The following is a 19,166-nucleotide window of genomic DNA, read 5'->3' as shown; positions in this document are numbered from 1 at the left end:
ATACTCTCTTACATGGACTTATGAAATCAATAAAACATAATTTTTATGCGTATAAAGCATCCAGATTTTTTCTGACAGCCAGGATAAATTCACGGCTGTTCAGCACAGTCGGATCCTCCAGTGATGTGATCAGCGCAAGGTCTTTTGTCATTTCACCTTTTTCGATCGTAGCAAGTGTGGCCTTTTCCAGACGGTCAGCAAACTGGCAGAGGCTGCTGCTTGCGTCTAATTCTCCCCGTTTTCTAAGCGCGCCTGTCCAGGCAAAAATAGTTGCCACGGAGTTTGTGGAAGTTTCTTCACCTTTCAGATGCTTGTAATAGTGGCGCTGCACGGTTCCGTGTGCTGCTTCATATTCAAAATATCCGTGAGGGGATACCAGAACAGAAGTCATCATGGCCAGAGAACCGAAGGCAGAGGATACCATATCACTCATAACATCCCCGTCATAGTTCTTGCAGGCCCAGATAAAGCCCCCCTCTGCTTTCATGACACGTGCCACAGCATCGTCGATCAGTGTATAGAAATATGTAATACCGGCCTTCTCAAAAGCCTCTTTGTATTCTTTATCGTAAATGTCCTGGAAAATATCCTTAAAGGTATGGTCATACTTTTTGGAAATGGTATCCTTGGTGGAAAACCATACATCCTGTTTTGTAGAGAGCGCATACTCAAAACAGCTTCTCGCAAAGCTCTCAATCGAGCCATTTAAGTTGTGCATTCCCTGTGCCACACCGGCACCTGTGAAATTGTGCACCAGTTCTCTTGTTTCCGTGCCGTCAGCAGAGGTATAAACCAGCTCCACTTTTCCCGGTCCCGGAATGACCATCTCCGTATTTTTATAGACATCTCCATAGGCATGTCTTGCCAGGGTGATGGGTTTCTTCCAGTTTTTTACACAGGGTTCAATCCCCTTTACTACAATAGGAGCACGGAAGACGGTACCGTCCAGCATGGAACGGATGGTGCCATTGGGGCTTTTATACATTTCTTTTAAGTGGTATTCATCCATACGCGCCGCATTGGGTGTGATGGTTGCGCATTTAACGGCTACTTTGTACTTCTTTGTGGCATTGGCCGCATCCACTGTAACCTGGTCATTTGTCTCATTTCTGTATTCCAGTCCCAAGTCATAATATTCTGTATTGAGTTCCACATATGGCTCCAGCAGATCCTCTTTGATCATTTTCCAGAGGATTCGTGTCATCTCGTCTCCATCCATCTCCACTAAAGGTGTTGTCATCTTAATTCTTTCCATTGTTGTCATTCTCCTTTCCGTACTCTTCCCGCAGAATTTCTTCCAGATTATAATGTTTCAGATTCTCAACCGTATTATAAATATGCCTCGCCGCCACTTGTTCCGCCAAATCTGCATCCTTGCTTTTTATGGCTTCCAATATTTCCATGTGCTCGTTGCCTGATTTGTTCAGACGCATACGGTTCATGATGGATACCTGCCGCACACGCTGTACATACTGATGGAAATCAGACAGTGTGTGGGAGAGCATCCGGCTGCCGGAGGCTTCATATAGAAGCTTGTGGAATTTGCCGTCCATCTCACAGACCTGCTTATAATGTTCTTTTTTCGCGTGGTGGTCTGACAATACGATGGCTTCCTCCATAGCTTCCAGCTGTTCCGGTGTTATATTTTCCACAGCCATCCGGGCACAGAGCCCTTCCAGCCGGGAACGGATCAAATAAATATCCGTTACATCCCTTGCGGATATTCCGTTGACAAAGGCTCCTTTGTTTGGTACCAGGCGCACCAGCCCCTCCAGTTCAAGCTGCCGAATGGCCTCCCGCACCGGAGTTCTGCTGACTCCCAGTTCTTTTCCAATGGTACATTCCACCAGTTCATCTCCCTGCTGGTAATGGCCTTTCAGAATATTAGAACGAATCTTGTCAAATACCTGGCCCCGCAGGGACTTCTCTCTAACTGCCATTTTACTTCCTTCCTCACTTATGCCTTATAAGGTTATATGCAGTCTCCTGCAGCTCTCCTCAATGACGGATATGAGCTCCTCGTCTGTCAGGACTGTGACACGCCCCTCCTCATACTGGGCATCTACCCAGGCCTTTATCATCTGCACCAGTTCGCTGTTCTTCTGTACCTGGCTCTCACCCGAAAGCCGGTAGTGATTGTTGATCCAATGGGCAATACCTGCCAGGCCTGAAGTGTTGGAAACAGCCACCTGAGGCGGACGGCCCAGGAATTTATCCGTATCAAAGATATTGTAGATTTCCTCGTTTTTCAGCAGACCGTCTGCATGGATACCGGCCCTTGTCACATTGAATGCGCTTCCCACAAACGGTGTGGTGGAAGGAACCTTGTATCCGATCTCTTTTTCATAATATTCTGCAAGCTCTGTGATGACCCTTGTATCCATGCCATCCAGGGAGCCTTTGATCTGGGCATACTCAAATACCATGGCCTCCAGGGGAGTATTGCCGGTTCTCTCACCAATACCGAACAGGGAACAGTTCACACCGCTTGCGCCGTATAGCCATGCGGTTGTGGAGTTGCTCACCGCTTTGTAAAAGTCATTATGGCCGTGGAACTCTATCAGCTCAGAGGGGATTCCCGCATGTGTCAAAATACCGTAGATAATACCCGGTATGGAGCGGGGGATCACAGCTCCGGGATAATTGACGCCATATCCCATAGTGTCGCAGCAGCGCACTTTGATCGGTATGGAATACTCCTCCATCAGTTTGTTCAGCTCCAAACAGAAGGGGATCACATAGCCGTAGATATCGGCCCTTGTAATATCCTCCAGATGACATCTGGGGCTGATCCCTGTCTCCAGGCATTCACGGATCACACTCAAATAGTGCTCCATGGCCTCTTTTCTGGTCATTTTCATTTTATAGAAAATATGGTAATCCGAACAGCTTACCAGGATACCTGTCTCCTTAAGTCCGATGTCCTTTACCAGTTCAAAATCTTTTTTGCTGGCGCGTATCCAGCTTGTGACTTCCGGGAATTTGTATCCCCGCTCCAGGCATTTATATACGGCGTCTCTGTCCTTTTTGCTGTAGAGGAAAAACTCGCTCTGACGGATCCTTCCGTTTGGACCGCCTAGTTTGTGCAGGTAATCAAAGATGGTCACAATCTGCTCAGTGCTGTAAGGAGCTCTTGACTGCTGCCCGTCACGGAACGTGGTGTCAGTGATCCAAATGTCATCCGGCATATGGTGGGGCACGATCCTGTCGTTAAACGCAATCTTTGGTACCTCTGTGTAAGGAAACAGATTGTGAAATACATTCGGCGTCTGTACATCCACCAGGGGATACATATGCTCTTCCAGTTCCAGTAAATTTGTATGGTAATTCATTCTGACAGCTCTGTTTATCATTTTCGTCACTCCTCATCCTAACTTCCGGGATATCCCGGCATCACATTTTCAATATGCTATCACTTTATCCTAATGAATTTCTTGTATCATTGTATACAATGATACATTATTTGTCAATATAAATTTTCAATTCTTTTCGTCATATAAAAAATGCTCTAACTGAAAAAGCCCCCAACCCTGCAGGTTGTGGGGATAACCTAAATCCTTTGCTGTCTGCATGAGTCTTTTTTTGACTTGCAGATTTGTCAGGGCGGGATCTTTTTCAAGAAGCAGGGCAATCCCTCCCGACACCATGGGCGTGGACATGGAGGTGCCGCTTTTCACTGCATAGGGCATACTGCCGCTTCTGTTGGCACAGGAGACGATGGCATTGCCCGGTGCCACAATATCCGGCTTGATAATACAGTCAGATGTAGGCCCTCTCCCGGATATGCCCTGATGGCGCACCAGCATATCCGCAGAACCTACGGTAATGACCTTCCGGCTGCTTCCCGGAGCTGTGATGCTCCCCTGCCCCGGTCCCATATTGCCTGCTGCTGCCACAACAATGAAGCCATCGTCCCAGGCTGCTTCCACTGCATGGATCAAATCCCGGTGAGATTCTTTTTGTGTGGTGCCCACGGAAATATTGATGATCCGGATATTGTACTTTATCCTGTTTTCCTTGATCCAGTTCAGTGCTTCGATGACCTGCTCTTTATTTCCATTGCCGCTTTCATCCAGCACCTTCACAGCAATGATATCGCAGCCGGGCGCCACACCTTTGTATTTTCCGTTCAGCGCAGCCCCGTTTCCGGCCAGAATACCGGCCACGTGTGTGCCATGCCCATTGTCATCATAAGGGAAGGTTCTCCCGTGTACCATATCCAGAAAAGCACGGATCCGGCAGTCGAAATCTATATGAGGATAAATCCCGGTGTCCAGGATGGCGACACCTATATTTTTTCCAGTAAGCCATTTCTGCATCATTTCTCAAAGCTCCGTATATTAGTTCTTCTTTATGGTATTCAGAAAACGGCTTTACTGCCAATATTTTTCCGGCTTTCCTCATAGACTTATTAAAAATAGACAGTATGGAAATTTTATGGCTACAATAAAGGAAATGATTTTATCCGAGGACTATGCAGATTATATCCTCCCCATATATCCGCAGTTTCTGGATGATTACCGGCAGTACGGTGCCCAGCTCTTCAATAACTATTACGGGATGATCCATGGGCTTCTTCCCTCCTCTGATATCAGAGACTACTATGCAAACGGGCTTTTTTACAATACAGTCCCGAATCTCTATTCACTTTTGGATACCGTCAATCTGGAGGTCTCAGGGATCACCACGGTCCAGAACCAGCCGGCCCTCAATCTGAAAGGACGGGGGATTCTCATCGGCTTTATTGACACGGGAATTGATTACACCCATCCGGCCTTCCGGCGTTCGGACGGAAGCAGCCGTATATACGGACTGTGGGACCAGACCATCCAGAGCGGCACGCCGCCATATGAAATGCTGTATGGAAGCGGGTATACAAATGAAGATCTGAATAACGCGCTGGCTTCGGAAGATCCGCTGGAACTTGTCCCCTCCCAGGATACCATTGGACACGGAACCTTTCTGGCCGGCGTTGCAGCAGGAAGCAGCATACCTGAAAATGATTTTATCGGAGCGGCTCCGTCCAGTATGCTGGCAGTGGTAAAACTAAAAGAAGCCAAAAATTATCTGAAAGAACTCTTCTACCATACAAGCGACAACCCTGTTTACCAGGAATCAGACATTATGATGGGAATCCGTTATCTTCTGCTCCTCTCCAATGAACTGCAGGCACCGCTGGTCATCTGCATTGGCCTGGGTTCAAACCAGGGCGCTCATTCAGGACAATCTGCCCTGGCAATTTCCCTGACCTTATCCGCCAATTACTGGGGGGTCTACTCTGTTGCAGCCGCAGGGAATGAAGCGGGGAAGGCACATCATTTCTTCTCGGACGCACCTGCACCCGATACCAGCGTGACAGTGGAGATACTGGTTCCGGAAAATACCAGGGGATTTACTGCAGAGTTATGGGGTGCGCCTCCCGAAATCTATTCCGTGGGGTTTGAATCTCCTCTGGGCGAAGTCATCCAAAGGCTGCCTACCAGGATCAATTACACAGATACCATACAATTTGTATTGGAAGATACAGAGATTTTCATTGCCTCAGAGCTGATCCAAACGGTATCCGGGGATCAGCTGATATTTTTCCGGTTCTCAAATCCAACGCCCGGCGCCTGGAAGATCAATGTTTATTCCAGCAGCAACAATGCGGGGAACTTCCATATCTGGCTTCCGGTCTCCGGTTTTATGCAGCCGGACGTAACTTTTTTAAGACCGGACCCCAACACCACCATCACAGCCCCCTCCGCCGCTCAGGTGGCTCTCACAACCGCTACTTATAATGGATACAATAACAGCCTGTTCGTCAATTCCAGCAGAGGATACACCCGCACAGGGATCATCAAACCCGATATAGCGGCTCCCGGTGTAAATGTCCCCGGTCCGGCTCCGAACGGACGTTTTACCACCATGACAGGCTCCTCCGCGGCGGCGGCCATCACTGCAGGTGCCTGTGCCCTGGTGATCGAATGGGGCGCAAAGAGAAATCCGCCTAAGATTTTTAACAACGCAGAACTCAAAGCCCTTTTCATCCGGGGAGCCCGGAGAAGCCAGGTACAGCTTTATCCCAACCGGGAATGGGGTTTTGGTGCTCTGGATGTGTACCGGATTTTTTCGGTCTTCACGAATATTTAAACTTTTTTCACACAAAGATGCACCAATTCCTCCCCGACACATATCATGTAAGTGTAATCAAAAATTTTTGGAGGAAACAAAATGAGTGATTTAGCTGCTACAAACTGTGGTTGCGGATGCGAAGATAACTGTGGAGGAGGATGTGGAGTTTCCCGTGGATTCGGCGGCGACTGCAGCTGTATTATCTGGATTCTTCTTCTGCTTTGCTGCTGTGGAAATGGAAACGGCGGCTGCGGCGGTGGCTGTGGAAATGATTGTGGCTGTGGATGCGGCGGCGGCTTCGGCGGCGACTGCAGCTGTATCATCATCATCCTGCTGCTCCTGTGCGGATGCGGCGGAAATGGATTCTGCTAATCCAAACAGAGTATAAAATACCAGTGTGGGGCTGCTGTCAAGCAGCCTCATCTTAGAAAAGCCGGGGTGATGAGCCCCGGCTTTTAATTTGCTTACATTTCTTTTGCTTTACTGTTTTCCAGATCCAATTTTCTTTTTTCTTCCGCCTCCATGGCTCTTTTGGCTGCCAGCTGCTTTCTTTTTACACAGTCCATATCTATTTCATAAATGGTGTTGTCTTCCTCCACCAGTCTGATTTCATGCTGTTCCATGTTTAAACACCCCTTTCCCTATTATACTATGGCAGAACTGGTTTTTCGTCATATCCTGTATAGTGGAAACATAAGGTTTAAAAAGCGGAAGTTTTGGAAGGAGCGAGAATGGAAGAACATAATATTCTGGACGAAATGATATCGGAGGATCAGGTAGAAATTCTAAAAGCGGCCATGCCTTATCTTCCGGCGCAGGGCCAGAGGCTTATATCCGTCTATGCTAAATTTCTGGAGTTATCCAATACCATACGTCTTTTCTCACGGCCGCAGGTAGATATGCAGATGCATGCCCAGGAACAGGTCAATGCAGATCCACTGGAAATGCTTTCAGCCTGCAGTAAAGTATGCAGCGGGCCGGCAAAAGAAAAAATAGAGAATCTCATCAATACCATGGCTATGCTGCAGCTCTTCGAGCTGGCACAGGATATGCCAAAACAGTAAACGGAGGTAAATATGAATAATCAGAATAACAGGCAGAATTTCAAAAATCCTGCCGGAAAGCCCGGGGCAGACGAGCCAAAGCAGGCCAATCACCACCAGGGCGGTTTAAACAAGACCAGCTTCCGGCAAAATGGTCCCGGTTATCCCCAGGGAAACCAGCAGCCCTATCACGCCGGCCCGCAGCCCGGTTCCCAGACAGAATCCACGGCTTATCCTAACAATTCCCCGTCTGGTTCCCGGCCATTTCAGAACAGTCCTCAGCAGGGCAAGACGTCCCGCCCAAATAGTTCCCACCAGGGAAATACATCGAATCAAAATGGTCCGCAGCAGCGAAATGCCTCGAATCAAAATAGTCCGCAGCAGGGAAATGCCTCCTATGCTAATGGCTCCCAACAAGGAAATACCCCCTACCCAAATGGGCCTCAGCAGGGAGCCTCACCTTATCCAAACGGCTCGCAGCAGGGAACACCGCCTTACCAAAACGGCCCGCAGCAAGGAACACCACCTTACCCAAACGGCTCGCAGCAGGGAACACCGCCTTATCAAAACGGCCCACAGCAGGGAACACCACCTTATCCAAACGGCCCGCAGCAGGGAACACCGCCTTATCAAAACGGCCCACAGCAGGGAACACCACCTTATCAAAACGGCCCGCAGCAGGGAACACCACCTTATCAAAACGGCCCGCAGCAGGGAACACCACCTTATCAAAACGGCCCGCAGCAGGGAATTCCCCCATACCAATCCGGGTCCCAGGCATACGGGCAGTACCAGCAGAATGCGCAGCAGCAGGGAAATACGCAGCAGCAGAGCAATTCACAGGATAACTGGATGAACAATCCTAATCTGAAAGGCATGGACCCGGAAAAGCTGAAAATGCTCAACAATATAGCAAATCAGGGCAGTCAGAAGGGAATGAATGAATTGATGCCCTTTCTCATGTCAGCAGTTTCACAGAACAAAAGTCAACCCGGGGGACTTGATTTTTCGCGTCAGGAGATGGACACCATAATAGAAGTATTAAAAATGGGAAAATCACCGGAAGAGGTGTCCCGCATCAACCGTATGATGCAGATTGTTAAAATGATGCATTGATATAACCGTGCAGCAGATCTGCACATTGGTTAAAAACAGCCGTCCGGCATACAATACCGGACGGCTGTCTGTAACAGCTATTCTTTTACGTTCAGCGTCTTAACGGCGCAGACCTGCCGAACCGTTACGCTTTCTCTTCATTGCGGCGCTCAAAGTTTTCCAAAATACACTCTCTTAAAAGGATCAGTGCATACGTTGCTGCCTGCTCCCTGATCTTGCTGCGGTCTCCGCCAAAGTGGAATTCCCGCACCACAGTCTTTCCTTTTAAACAACATCCGATAAATACTGTGCCCACAGGAGCCTGCTCGGTACCGCCGTCCGGCCCGGCAAATCCGGTAATGGAGACTGCGGCATCGGAGCCAGTGATGAAGCATCCGCCTTTTGCCATTTCCTTTGCGCATTTTTCGCTGACTGCCCCATATTCCTTCAGGGTACTTTTCTTTACCATGACGTATTTTCTCTTAGCCCGGTTGGTGTATGTGACGAATCCTTGTTTCAGTACATCAGAAGCGCCCGGTACATCCACGATCCTGGCTGACAGGGCACCGCCTGTGCAGGATTCTACGGTGGTCAGGGAAATATCCTGGTTTCGGAGCAGGTCCACCACAGCACACTCCAGGGACTTATCCTCGTCGGTGGTGTAGATATTGGCACCAAATCGCACCTTCAGTTCACGCACAACCGGTTTGATCAGCTTTCTTGCCGCTTTATCATTTTCCGCCTTGGCTGTCACACGCAGGTGTACCTCCCCTGTCTTGGCGTATGTGGCTATCGTCGGGTTGGACTGCTTCTCGATCAGATCTGCAATATCTGTCTCCACCTGGCTCTCACCAATGCCGCAGACCTTGACCATCTCGGAGGCGATCACTTCCGGCTGCTTTTTCCTGAGATAAGGATAGATCTTATCCTCAAACATGGGGATCAGTTCGTTTGGCGGACCGGGAAGCAGGATCAGAATGGTTTTGTTTTCCTCCATGATGATCCCCGGTGCAGTTCCGTTTTCATTGTCCACTGCAATGGCCCCCTCCGGGAGAAGTGCCTGCTTCCAGTTGTTTTCTGTGATCTTGGTGCCCGGATGGCTTCTCACATAGTTTTCCATATAGGCCTGGATGCGCTCTCTGGAGTGTTTATCCTCTGCCAGCTTTTTCCCCATAACCTTTGCAGCCACCTCTTTTGTCATGTCATCTTTGGTTGGCCCGAGGCCGCCGCAGAGAATCACCACATCCGAACGCTTTACCGCGGTCTGGATCGTCTCCTCCAGACGTTTGTCATTGTCACCCACAATACTCTGATGATACATAGAAAGCCCAAGGGCGGCGCATTTTTTCGCCAGGTAGGCCCCATTCGTATTCACAATATTGCCCAACAGCAACTCTGTTCCCACACATATTAATTCCGCTGTCATAAGTCTCTCTCCTTCCCAGGCAGCATAGCCGAAGTTTCTCTTTCTTTAGTCCTGCATGCTTAACACACTTTTGTTCTTCATAATATAATCCACAAGAGAAATCAGGGTGAGCGCAACTGCGATTACCACAAAAATCTGAATCAGGATCTGGAATGCCTGATTCTGGATATCCATGATCATGAGAATGATCATGATCATCTGTGAAACGGTTTTAAATTTGCCCCAGTAACTGGCAGCGATCACAATGCCGTTGTCCGCAGCCACCAGACGGAAACCGCTGATGATGAACTCACGGGCTATGATAACAATGGTGATCCAAGCCGGCAGTTCACCCAGGCCGGTAAAGCAGATCAGAGCGGAGCAGACTAACAGCTTGTCTGCCAGCGGGTCCATGAACTTGCCGAAGTTTGTCACCAGATTATCTCTCCTTGCCAGATATCCGTCCAGGGTATCTGTGAGACTGGCAACAATAAAGATAGCCAGAGCGATCCACTTTCCGGCACTGCCTGCAATATCATACATTAAAAAAGCCACAAAGAACGGAATCATAACGACTCTTGCGATCGTCAGTTTATTCGGTGTATTCATCTTTTAACTCTCCTATCAAATCATATTCCAGAGCGCCGGTTATATGCACCATGCACAAATCTCCTGAGATAAGCTCCTTATCCGTATTGACAAAAATATATCCGTCCACACCCGGTGCATCACCGTATGTGCGGCCCACATAAGCATTTTCCTCCGCCACCTTGCCTTCAATCATGACCTTAACTTCCGTGTGGATCTTATCCTGGCCCTTATCCAGAGAAATCTCCTGCTGAAGCTCCATAAGCTCTGCCTGGCGGTCCTTTTTCACTTCCTCGTCAATCTGATCCGGCATAACAGCCGCAGGGGTATCCTCCTCCGGCGAATAGGTAAAGACGCCGAGCCTGTCAAACTCTATCTCATCAATAAAGTTCATCAGCTCCTCATGCTCCTGCTGCGTCTCCCCCGGAAATCCGGTGATCAGTGTGGTGCGCAGTATAATATCTGGAATCTCCCGTCTGAGAAGTGAGATCATATCCACAAGCTCCTGTCTGGTGGTGCGCCTTCCCATACGTTTTAAGATCCTGTCATTGCAGTGCTGTATGGGCAGGTCCAGATAATGGCAGATTTTCGGCTCCTCCTTCATCACTTGGATCAGTTCGGGATAGATTTCTTCGGGATAACAGTAGAGCACACGGATCCAGGCAATCCCCGGGATACGGCACAGCTCTTTTAAAAGCTTGTGCAGTGATTTCTCCCCGTACAGATCGCAGCCGTATATGGTTGTCTCCTGCGCCACTATGACCAGTTCCTTGACGCCCTGCTCTGCCATATATTCAGCCTGTTTTACCAGTTTTTCCATGGGCACGCTGCGGTATCTGCCCCTGAGTTTCGGGATAATGCAGTAGGTACAATGCTTGTCACACCCCTCCGCGATCTTCAGGTATTCGTAGCAGCCCCCTGTGGTGATCATCCTCTTTGTGTCCACATCCGGCAGATAGGAGATATCCTTGAATTCCAGGTATTTTTCTCCCTCAAAAGCTTTATCAAGTGCCTCAATGATATCATCAAAGCTTGTGGTCCCCAGAACGGCATCCACCTCAGGGATCTCCTTTATGATCTCCTCCTTGTACCGCTGCGCCAGACAGCCTGTCACCAGCAGAACTTTCAGAGAACCTGTCTCCTTATACTTTGCCATTTCCAGAATGTTGGAAATGCTCTCCTCTTTGGCATCATGGATGAAGGCGCAGGTGTTGACAACCGCCACATCAGCCTCTGTCTCATCATTTACGATGGTATAGCCATGCGCCACAAGCATGCCCAGCATTTCCTCAGAATCCGCCAGGTTCTTGTCACATCCAAGAGATATAAATAAAACTTTCCTCATGCATACTCCTTGTCAGTAATGGTAGAAAGGACTGCCCGCATCTGGCGGCAGTCCCCGTATCACTCATAATCATAAAAAGTCCGCCAAGCGTACTTTCTATCATATCTTAGTTTTCTTCGTTACCTTCTTCTTCCTCCGGATCTTCCGGCATGATCCTCACCTTGCCCTGATAGATCTCTTCCACGGCTGTGGAAAGCGGCTTCTTGCCTGAAGAGTGTACCATAGCCTCACGGCCCGCAATAAGCTGTCTGGCTCTTTTGCTGGTAGCCAGTACGACAGAGTAACGGCTGGTGACTAAAGGTTCGTCCTCAATATTGCCCTCCTCATTGATTGCGTCCATTAATTCTGTGTAAGACGGATGTATCATATCTCATTCTCCTTTCGCAAATACTGCTACTTCACTTGTTATTTTTTCTATAAAAGGCTCACTGTTTTTTACAGTGTTGTGCTGGCTTTGAATAATGCCGTGCATCCTGTCAACGCATTCTTCCAGATCATCATTGATCAATACATAGTCATAGAGCGGCATTCCCTTTGCTTCCTCAGATGCTCTGCGAAGTCTGGATCCTATCACTTCCGGTGTTTCCGTTCCTCTGTCAGTCAGGCGGCGTTTCAGCTCCTGGGCTGTGGGGGGAGTGACAAACATCAGCAGGGTATCCGGCATTTTTTCTTTTACCTTCAGTGCACCCTGGATCTCAATTTCCAGGATCACATCCCTGCCTGCTTCCAGCTGCTTTTCTACATATGCCTTAGGTGTACCGTAATAGTTTTCCACATACTGGGCATATTCAATCAGCGCATCCTGGGAAATCAGCTCCTCAAACTCCTTTTTTGTGTGAAAAAAATATTCCCTTCCATGCTCCTCGCCATTCCGTGGTGCCCTGGTGGTGGCGGAAATAGAAAGGGAGTAATTGTCATATTTCTCCAAAAGACGCTTCATGAGCGTCCCTTTCCCCGCACCGGAAAAACCGGATACCACGGTTAAAATTCCTCTGTTATCCATCCTGTTCCCCTTTTGCATCATTTTCATAAAACGTACCGAAACGTTTTGCGATGGTTTCCGGCTGCAGTGCCGATAGGATCAGCATATCACTGTTTGTGATGATCACTGCTTTTGTCTTGCGGCCCTGTGTGGCATCTATGGATCTGCCGGCTTCTTTTGCTGACTGCACCATACGCTTGATGGGCGCCGCATCCGGACTCACAACTGCCACTACTTTGTCCGTGTTCACCACATTACCGAAACCGATATTGATCAATTTAGACATATTTTTCCTGCCTTTATTCAATGTTCTGAATCTGTTCCCGGATCTTCTCTATCTCTGTCTTCAAGTCAATGGCAAGGTTTGAGGTTTCCAGATCATTGGCTTTTGACAAAATGGTGTTAGCCTCCCGGTTCATCTCCTGGGCAATGAAGTCAAGTTTTCTGCCGATGCCGTCCTGGGTTTCCAGTACATCCCTCATATGGGAAATATGGCTCTTCAGGCGAACCGTCTCCTCGTCCGTGCAGATTTTATCTGCAAAGAGGATCACTTCCGCTGCAATGCGGCTCTCCTCTATCTGGGTATCCTGCAGAAGTTCTCCCACTTTTGTCTCCAGCTTTTCCCTGTATTCCCGCAGGATCTCAGGGGAACGGGCCTCCACCTGCTCTACTTTGCTGTACATGCCGTCAAGCTTCTCAAGAATATCATTCTTTAAATGTCCGCCCTCTTTGATCCTGGTGTCCACAAACTGCCGGGCAGCTTCCCTTAAAGCTTCCTCTAAGGAAGTCCACAGTTCTTTCTCATCCACAGTCTGCTCTTCCATGGTGAACACCTCCGGGCAGCTAAGAAGCCTGGACGCTCTTATGTCATTTTCCAGATGAAATTCTTCACTCATCTGTTGTAAGTATTCTAAATATTGTCCTGCGATCTCCCTGTTGTACTTTACGGAAACACGGGACTGGGTGTAGTCCTCATAGGCGATGAAGAGGTCTACTTTGCCGCGCTGGAGATATTCCTTCAATACGGCACGTATGGAAGCCTCAAAACTGCTCAGCTTTTTGGGCATGCGCATATTGATATCCAGATAACGGTGATTTACGGATTTCATTTCAACCGTAACTTTTTTTTCTTCGTCAATCACCTCGGCTCTTCCAAAGCCTGTCATGCTCTTTATCATGTCTTTCTCTTTTCTGCTGTTTTATTTGCACATGGCATATACCTGTTACTATTCACAGTGACAGTTCCGCGAGGTGTCTTGCAAAGCAAGATCCCGAGTCAGTCAAGCACCGGAATACAATTTATTGCATTCTGTGTGCATCGCGAAGCGTGTTACTGTTCGCAAAGCTGTCTGTGACGGCTTTGTGAATGGTAACATAAACATACATGGTTATTATAAAGCAATCACAATTGCCCGTCAAATCTTTTTTTCATTTGCTTTGTGTTTCCATTTCGTATATAATCGTGATAGCGGAATCGGAAGGAGAATTTATATGGCATTTGACGGAATTACCATTGCAAATATAGTGAAAGAATTAAATGACACCATCGTGGGAGGCAAAATAAACAAGATTGCCCAGCCTGAGGCGGACGAACTGATCCTGACCATTAAAAATAACAGGACACAGTACAGGCTGCTCATATCAGCCAGCGCATCCCTGCCCCTGATCTATTTTACGGAAAAAAATAAAGTGAGTCCTCTCACCGCCCCGAATTTCTGTATGCTGCTGCGCAAACATGTGGGAAGCGGCAAGATCACAGCTGTGACCCAGCCCGGACTGGAACGTGTCATAGAAATAAAAATAGAACATTTAAATGAACTTGGAGACTTGTGTTTTAAGACCCTGGTGGTGGAGATCATGGGCAAGCACAGCAATATCATTTTCCTCAATGAGGAGCGGATGATCCTGGACAGCATCAAGCATGTATCCCTGAATATGAGTTCTGTCAGGGAAGTTCTTCCGGGAAGAGATTATTTTATTCCGCAGACTCAGGACAAGAAGGACCCCCTTACCATCACAGAGGAAGAATTTTATCAGACCGTATACCGGAAACCCTCCAACCTTGCAAAGGCCATCTATACCTCCCTCACAGGGCTGAGTCCCGTGGCTGCGGAGGAAATCTGCACCCGGGCACAGGTACACGGAAGTGACCCGGCAGACGGGCTTGGAACAAAGGAAAAAGAACAACTCTTCCTGGCATTCATACGCTTTATGGAGGATGTCCGGACCGGGCGCTTTACGCCCAATATCGTATACAGTGCCTCCGGGGAGCCTGTGGAATTCGGAGCGGTCGCCTTAACCCAGTATACCGATTATACGGTTAAGCAGTATGATTCCATCTCCCAGGTTCTGGAACAGTATTATGCCCAGAAAAATATCATTACCCGTATGCGCCAGAAATCAGCGGACCTGCGCAAGATCGTGCAGACCGCCCTGGACCGCAATTGGAAAAAATTTGACCTGCAGACAAAACAGATGCAGGATACAAAAAAAATGGATAAATATAAAGTCTACGGGGAACTGATCAACACATACGGCTACAACCTAGAGGAGGGATGCAGATCCTTCAAAGCCCTGAACTATTACACCAATGAGGAGATTTCCATCCCTCTTGACCCCACCATGACTCCCCAGGAAAATTCCAAGAAATACTTTGACAGGTACAACAAGCTGAAACGTACGGCCCAGGCTCTGAAAGAACAGCTTGAGGATACAGAAAGCGAGATCCGCCACCTGGAATCCATACAGGCTGCCCTTGATATTGCCCAGCAGGAAAATGACCTGTCTCAGATCAAAGAAGAGCTGACAGAATACGGGTATATCAAAAAGCACTATACCGGCGGCAAAAAGAAAATGCAGGTCAGATCAAAGCCTCTGCATTATATATCCAGTGACGGTTATCACATGTATGTGGGAAAAAACAATTACCAGAATGAGGAACTAACCTTCAAATTTGCCACAGGCAATGACTGGTGGTTCCATGCCAAAAAAATGGCCGGTTCCCATGTGATCGTAAAATCCGGCAGTGATGACCTGCCTGACCGCACCTTCGAGGAGGCCGGCCGCCTTGCAGGGTATTACTCCAGCGGACGCACTGCGCCCAAGGTAGAGATCGACTATATCCAGAAAAAGCATGTAAAAAAACCAAACGGCTCCAAACCCGGCTTTGTAGTGTATTACACCAATTATTCCCTGCTCATTGAACCCGATATCACCGGGATCAAGCAGGCGGACGACTAAAAGCAGACAGGGTCCCTGCGGTAAATGACCTCCCCGTCTTTTATGGTGGACAGGACCCTGATCTCTCTTATCTTCATCTTTTCTTTCTCCAGAGGGTTTTCTGACAGGATCACAAAATCAGCCCTCTTTCCCGGCGCAATGCTGCCTCTCTCCCGCTCCTCAAAATACTGGTATGCCGTATGCAGGGTAACAGCCTTCAGCGCCTCCTCCACAGAGATGCGCTCCTTACTTCCAAGCACTTTTCCGTCCTTTGTGCAGCGGTTCACAGCGCACCACACGGTTTCCAGCATATCCGGTTCAATGACCGGAGAATCCTGGTGGAAGGTGTAGACAACCCCCTCTTTTTGGGCGGAAGCTGCCGGACTTATATGGGAAGCGCGCTCCATGCCGAAATTGGCTGTATGGATATCTCCCCAGTGGTACACATGTGCGGCAAAGAAGGAGGGGATCATACCCATGGCCTTTACACTCGGTATCTGATCAATTCCAAGAAGCTGCGCATGTATCATAACCGGGCGGATATCAGCGGGAAGTACACTGCCATCCATGGAAACAGCCTTTTCAAAAGCACGGATATACTGTTCGCAGGCTGCATCTCCGTTGCAGTGGGCCAGTATCTGCATGTGTTCTTCCATGGCCCGGCACACAAAAGCGAGAATCTCTTCCTCTGTGTGTACCGGATATCCCCGGTATCCCGCGCCTTCCTCTCCCTGTGTATAAGGAGTCCTCATCCAGGCTGTCCTGCCCTGGGGCGAACCGTCCAGGAAGATTTTGTATCCCCCGATCTTAAAGTGGCGGAAAAATCCTTCTCTGTGTTGTTTCATGGCATCCAGAAATTTCCCTGTGCCTTTCATATCCAGATATCCCACAATATCCAGCTTCAAAATTCCGGCACTTATGATCCCCTGATAAAGAGGGAGCATCTCGTCCACCATAAGCCCCTCCTGAACCAGGGTGATCCCGTGGGAGGCATATCTTTCCTGTGCCTTTTTTACAGCCTCCATAAATTCTTTGGATGAGGGAAGCGGGATCTTTTTCTGAAAGGTAAGGAATGCATTTTCCTCCATGTACCCTGTGGGGATTTGGTCCTGCACTGCAATCTTTCCCCCCGGTATCTCCAAAAGGTCTCCGGTCCCGTCCATGGGAATGCCTAACTGCCTGAGGGCCTCTGTGTTAAAGACCCCCATATGGCCGGACTGGTGCTGGATGACCAGAGGATTGTCAGGTGCCGCCTCATCCAGAAGATGCCTGTCAGGATGGGATCTCTCCTCCAGAAAATTGTGGTCATATCCTTTTCCCACCAGCCATGTCCCTTTTTCTATCTGCCTGCTGCTGACATAATTCTTTATTCGGTCCGCAATCCTCTTGAAACTGCCCGCACCATCCAGTGAAATCTGCAGTTCCCCGTTGGCGCAGGCCATAAAATGACTGTGGGCATCCAAAAAGGCCGGCATCATAGTCCTTCCTTCCAGGTTTATCCGCTCTGCATCCGGGGAGGCAAAAGCCTCCACAGCCTCTTTCCTTCCCACCGCCGCGATTTTATTGTCCCTGACAAGTACCGCTTCCGCATACATCTGCTTTTCCATCGTCAGGATCGTTCCATTTTCATATAGTTTCTGTCCCATATTCATACCTCCGGGTCTATAGATCATCTTCTTCTACTTCTTCCATAACCTGTGCAAAATGTTTTGCCGCTTCTTCTATTTTACCCCGGTCCCTTGTATTTAACACCATTTCAAATTTCTGTATCTCATATTCCATCCGCCGTCTGTTATCACCTACAGTCTCTTCATATAGCCGCTCCCCTTTCAGAAGAAGCAGCTTGTTTTCCTCCTGCTCCCTGGGATGGATTTTCAGATAGGACAGCTCTCTCATACGCTCCTCGATCTCCCGGTCTGTCATGTCATTTTCACGGCCTTTTATAATGCGGCGCTGTCTAAGCCCGCTGGATGTCACACAGACTTCCACTTCCAGGATCGAGTTGATATCATAAGTGTAGGTCACGTCAACACTCTCCTCACCTGCTTTGTTTTTTGGGATCTCAATATCCAGTTCGCCCAGAAGCAGGTTATTTTTGGCGTACCGGCTCTCGCCCTGGAGCACACAGATACGGACACGCTCCTGATCATCATACAGTGTGTAAAAACGCTCTGTGCGGCTGGCCGGGATCACGGTGTTCCTCTCTATGATCGGACAGAAATGTCCCTCATCTGTTTTGCCGTCCTTAAGCCTGACGGCAGTCTCTGTTCCCAGGGTAAAGGCGCAAACATCGGTTAGGATCACCTCTCTTACTGCCTCCTGCCGCTCTTTCATAGCGCCCTGGATGGCAGCACCCAGCGCAACCGCCTCGTCGGGGTTCATGGCGGTATCGGGAAACTTTTTGAACATGCGGATAATAAAATCCCTTACAACAGGAAGTCTGGTGGCGCCTCCCACCAGCACGATCTCATCAATATCTGCCAATTTCACATGGGCATCCGACAGGCTTCTCTGCACAGGTTTTCTGATTTTTGCCAACAGGGGTTCACACATCTTTTCATACGATCTCAGGGGGATCTTAAGAGATTTTTCCTCCCCGCCGATCCTGCAGCTCATAACCCCTGTGGCTGTCCCGCTGTACGACAGTTTGCAGGCCTCCGCCTGGCTGTATATCTGTCCCAGTGTCTTCTGGGTCAGTTCCGTGAGTTTTAAATCCATCTGCTCCATATAATGCTGTACCAACAGCCCTGTAAAATCCTCGCCTCCCAGATAGTTGTCCCCGGCCACTGCCCGGACCTCCAAAATATTCTCAAACAGTTCCAGGATTGAGACGTCAAAGGTTCCGCCTCCCAGATCAAAGACCAGAAATTTTGTATTTTTCTGTTTCTCATACAGACCGTATGCAATGGCAGCGGCTGTAGGTTCACTGATGATCCTCTCCACTTTCAGACCGGCCAGTTCCCCGGCTCTTTTTGTGGCCTTCCGGCGTTTGTCGTCAAAGTACGCAGGTACGCTGATGACCGCTTCCTCCACTGTTTCCCCCAGATATACCTCCGCATCCTCCTTCAGGGTACGAAGGACAAAAGAGGACAGATCCTGTGCTGTAAATTCTTTCCCGCCTAACCGGTACTTCTTGTCACTCCCCATATCACGTTTAAACACAGAGGCAGTCATGTGGGGATACAGAAATCCCCGCTCTCTGGCTGTCTCCCCCACATATACCTGGTTCTCTTCATCCACGCTCACCACCGACGGCGTCAGATGTCTGCCGAGGCGGTTTGGGATGATCTTCGGTCCCTCCTCTGTAAAATAAGCTGCCAGACTGTTTGTTGTCCCTAAATCTATTCCAATGATCAATTTTTCCGTTCCTTTCCG

General features: G+C 48.7%; 19 protein-coding genes. 5 read left to right on the top strand and 14 right to left on the bottom strand.

Annotation, left to right across the window (positions count from 1 at the left end):
- Positions 1–43: 43 nt before the first annotated feature.
- From C6P39_RS23005 to C6P39_RS22990, 4 genes are all read right to left on the bottom strand, one after another.
- Complete coding sequence (locus C6P39_RS23005) at positions 44–1,255, bottom strand: NADP-dependent isocitrate dehydrogenase (protein WP_104805328.1); 1,212 nt, start codon at positions 1,253–1,255, stop codon at positions 44–46.
- Positions 1,242–1,940: a GntR family transcriptional regulator gene (locus C6P39_RS23000; RefSeq protein WP_104805327.1), complete on the bottom strand. Its 699-nt coding sequence runs from the start codon at positions 1,938–1,940 to the stop codon at positions 1,242–1,244. The genes C6P39_RS23005 and C6P39_RS23000 overlap by 14 nt, the downstream gene beginning before the upstream one ends.
- Positions 1,941–1,964: 24 nt before the next feature.
- Positions 1,965–3,353, bottom strand: coding sequence for a beta/alpha barrel domain-containing protein (locus C6P39_RS22995; RefSeq protein WP_104805326.1), 1,389 nt, complete (start codon positions 3,351–3,353; stop codon positions 1,965–1,967).
- A 126-nt stretch (positions 3,354–3,479) separates the two neighbouring features.
- On the bottom strand, positions 3,480–4,322 hold the full coding sequence (locus C6P39_RS22990; RefSeq protein WP_104805325.1) for a S8 family peptidase: 843 nt from the start codon (positions 4,320–4,322) through the stop codon (positions 3,480–3,482).
- Between the two features lie 115 nt (positions 4,323–4,437).
- Here C6P39_RS22990 and C6P39_RS22985 point away from each other — a divergent pair, with 115 nt between their 5' ends.
- Together C6P39_RS22985 and C6P39_RS22980 are read left to right on the top strand one after the other, a co-directional pair.
- Positions 4,438–6,132, top strand: coding sequence for a S8 family peptidase (locus C6P39_RS22985; protein WP_095173181.1), 1,695 nt, complete (start codon positions 4,438–4,440; stop codon positions 6,130–6,132).
- Positions 6,133–6,213: 81 nt separating this feature from the next.
- Positions 6,214–6,486, top strand: coding sequence for a hypothetical protein (locus C6P39_RS22980; protein WP_104805324.1), 273 nt, complete (start codon positions 6,214–6,216; stop codon positions 6,484–6,486).
- Between the two features lie 92 nt (positions 6,487–6,578).
- Here C6P39_RS22980 and C6P39_RS27610 read toward each other — a convergent pair whose 3' ends face one another.
- Positions 6,579–6,737: a hypothetical protein gene (locus C6P39_RS27610; protein ID WP_158661675.1), complete on the bottom strand. Its 159-nt coding sequence runs from the start codon at positions 6,735–6,737 to the stop codon at positions 6,579–6,581.
- A gap of 108 nt (positions 6,738–6,845) precedes the next feature.
- On the opposite strand from C6P39_RS27610, the gene C6P39_RS22975 reads away from it, so the two are divergent.
- Complete coding sequence (locus tag C6P39_RS22975; protein WP_104805323.1) at positions 6,846–7,178, top strand: hypothetical protein; 333 nt, start codon at positions 6,846–6,848, stop codon at positions 7,176–7,178.
- Between the two features lie 12 nt (positions 7,179–7,190).
- A complete protein-coding gene (locus C6P39_RS28035) occupies positions 7,191–8,273 on the top strand; it encodes a hypothetical protein (RefSeq protein WP_242987113.1) in 1,083 nt (360 codons plus the stop codon).
- 124 nt (positions 8,274–8,397) lie between these two features.
- Here the strand turns inward: C6P39_RS28035 and C6P39_RS22965 are convergent, their stop codons facing one another.
- The 7 genes from C6P39_RS22965 to C6P39_RS22935 form a co-directional block, all read right to left on the bottom strand.
- Positions 8,398–9,678, bottom strand: coding sequence for a competence/damage-inducible protein A (locus C6P39_RS22965; protein ID WP_104805322.1), 1,281 nt, complete (start codon positions 9,676–9,678; stop codon positions 8,398–8,400).
- A gap of 45 nt (positions 9,679–9,723) precedes the next feature.
- On the bottom strand, positions 9,724–10,266 hold the full coding sequence (gene pgsA, locus C6P39_RS22960; protein WP_095173185.1) for a CDP-diacylglycerol--glycerol-3-phosphate 3-phosphatidyltransferase: 543 nt from the start codon (positions 10,264–10,266) through the stop codon (positions 9,724–9,726).
- Positions 10,250–11,590, bottom strand: a complete 1,341-nt coding sequence (rimO, locus tag C6P39_RS22955; RefSeq protein ID WP_104805321.1) for a 30S ribosomal protein S12 methylthiotransferase RimO — start codon at positions 11,588–11,590, stop codon at positions 10,250–10,252. The genes pgsA and rimO overlap by 17 nt, the downstream gene beginning before the upstream one ends.
- A gap of 106 nt (positions 11,591–11,696) precedes the next feature.
- Positions 11,697–11,957: a DNA-directed RNA polymerase subunit omega gene (gene rpoZ, locus C6P39_RS22950; protein WP_095173187.1), complete on the bottom strand. Its 261-nt coding sequence runs from the start codon at positions 11,955–11,957 to the stop codon at positions 11,697–11,699.
- 3 nt (positions 11,958–11,960) lie between these two features.
- The gene (gene gmk / locus C6P39_RS22945) at positions 11,961–12,593 is read right to left on the bottom strand and encodes a guanylate kinase (protein ID WP_095173188.1); all 633 of its coding nucleotides are present in this window, start codon (positions 12,591–12,593) and stop codon (positions 11,961–11,963) included.
- Positions 12,586–12,858 (bottom strand): DUF370 domain-containing protein, encoded by a 273-nt coding sequence (locus tag C6P39_RS22940; RefSeq protein WP_095173189.1) that lies wholly within the window; start codon positions 12,856–12,858, stop codon positions 12,586–12,588. The genes gmk and C6P39_RS22940 overlap by 8 nt, the downstream gene beginning before the upstream one ends.
- A gap of 13 nt (positions 12,859–12,871) precedes the next feature.
- Positions 12,872–13,750: a YicC/YloC family endoribonuclease gene (locus C6P39_RS22935; RefSeq protein ID WP_104805320.1), complete on the bottom strand. Its 879-nt coding sequence runs from the start codon at positions 13,748–13,750 to the stop codon at positions 12,872–12,874.
- 313 nt (positions 13,751–14,063) lie between these two features.
- On the opposite strand from C6P39_RS22935, the gene C6P39_RS22930 reads away from it, so the two are divergent.
- Positions 14,064–15,812 (top strand): Rqc2 family fibronectin-binding protein, encoded by a 1,749-nt coding sequence (locus C6P39_RS22930; RefSeq protein WP_104805319.1) that lies wholly within the window; start codon positions 14,064–14,066, stop codon positions 15,810–15,812.
- On the opposite strand, the gene C6P39_RS22925 is transcribed toward C6P39_RS22930, so the two are convergent.
- Entirely contained in the window at positions 15,809–17,437 is a 1,629-nt protein-coding gene (locus tag C6P39_RS22925) for an amidohydrolase (protein WP_104805318.1), read from the bottom strand. The genes C6P39_RS22930 and C6P39_RS22925 overlap by 4 nt on opposite strands.
- Before the next feature lie 16 nt (positions 17,438–17,453).
- Positions 17,454–19,148, bottom strand: a complete 1,695-nt coding sequence (locus C6P39_RS22920) for a molecular chaperone HscC (protein WP_104805317.1) — start codon at positions 19,146–19,148, stop codon at positions 17,454–17,456.
- Positions 19,149–19,166 lie beyond the last annotated feature (18 nt).

This window comes from Blautia marasmi, from assembly GCF_900258535.1.
GTDB lineage: Bacteria > Bacillota > Clostridia > Lachnospirales > Lachnospiraceae > Blautia > Blautia hominis.
The sequence above is the reverse complement of the archived record's forward strand: the minus strand, read 5'-3'. Positions and strand labels throughout refer to the sequence as shown.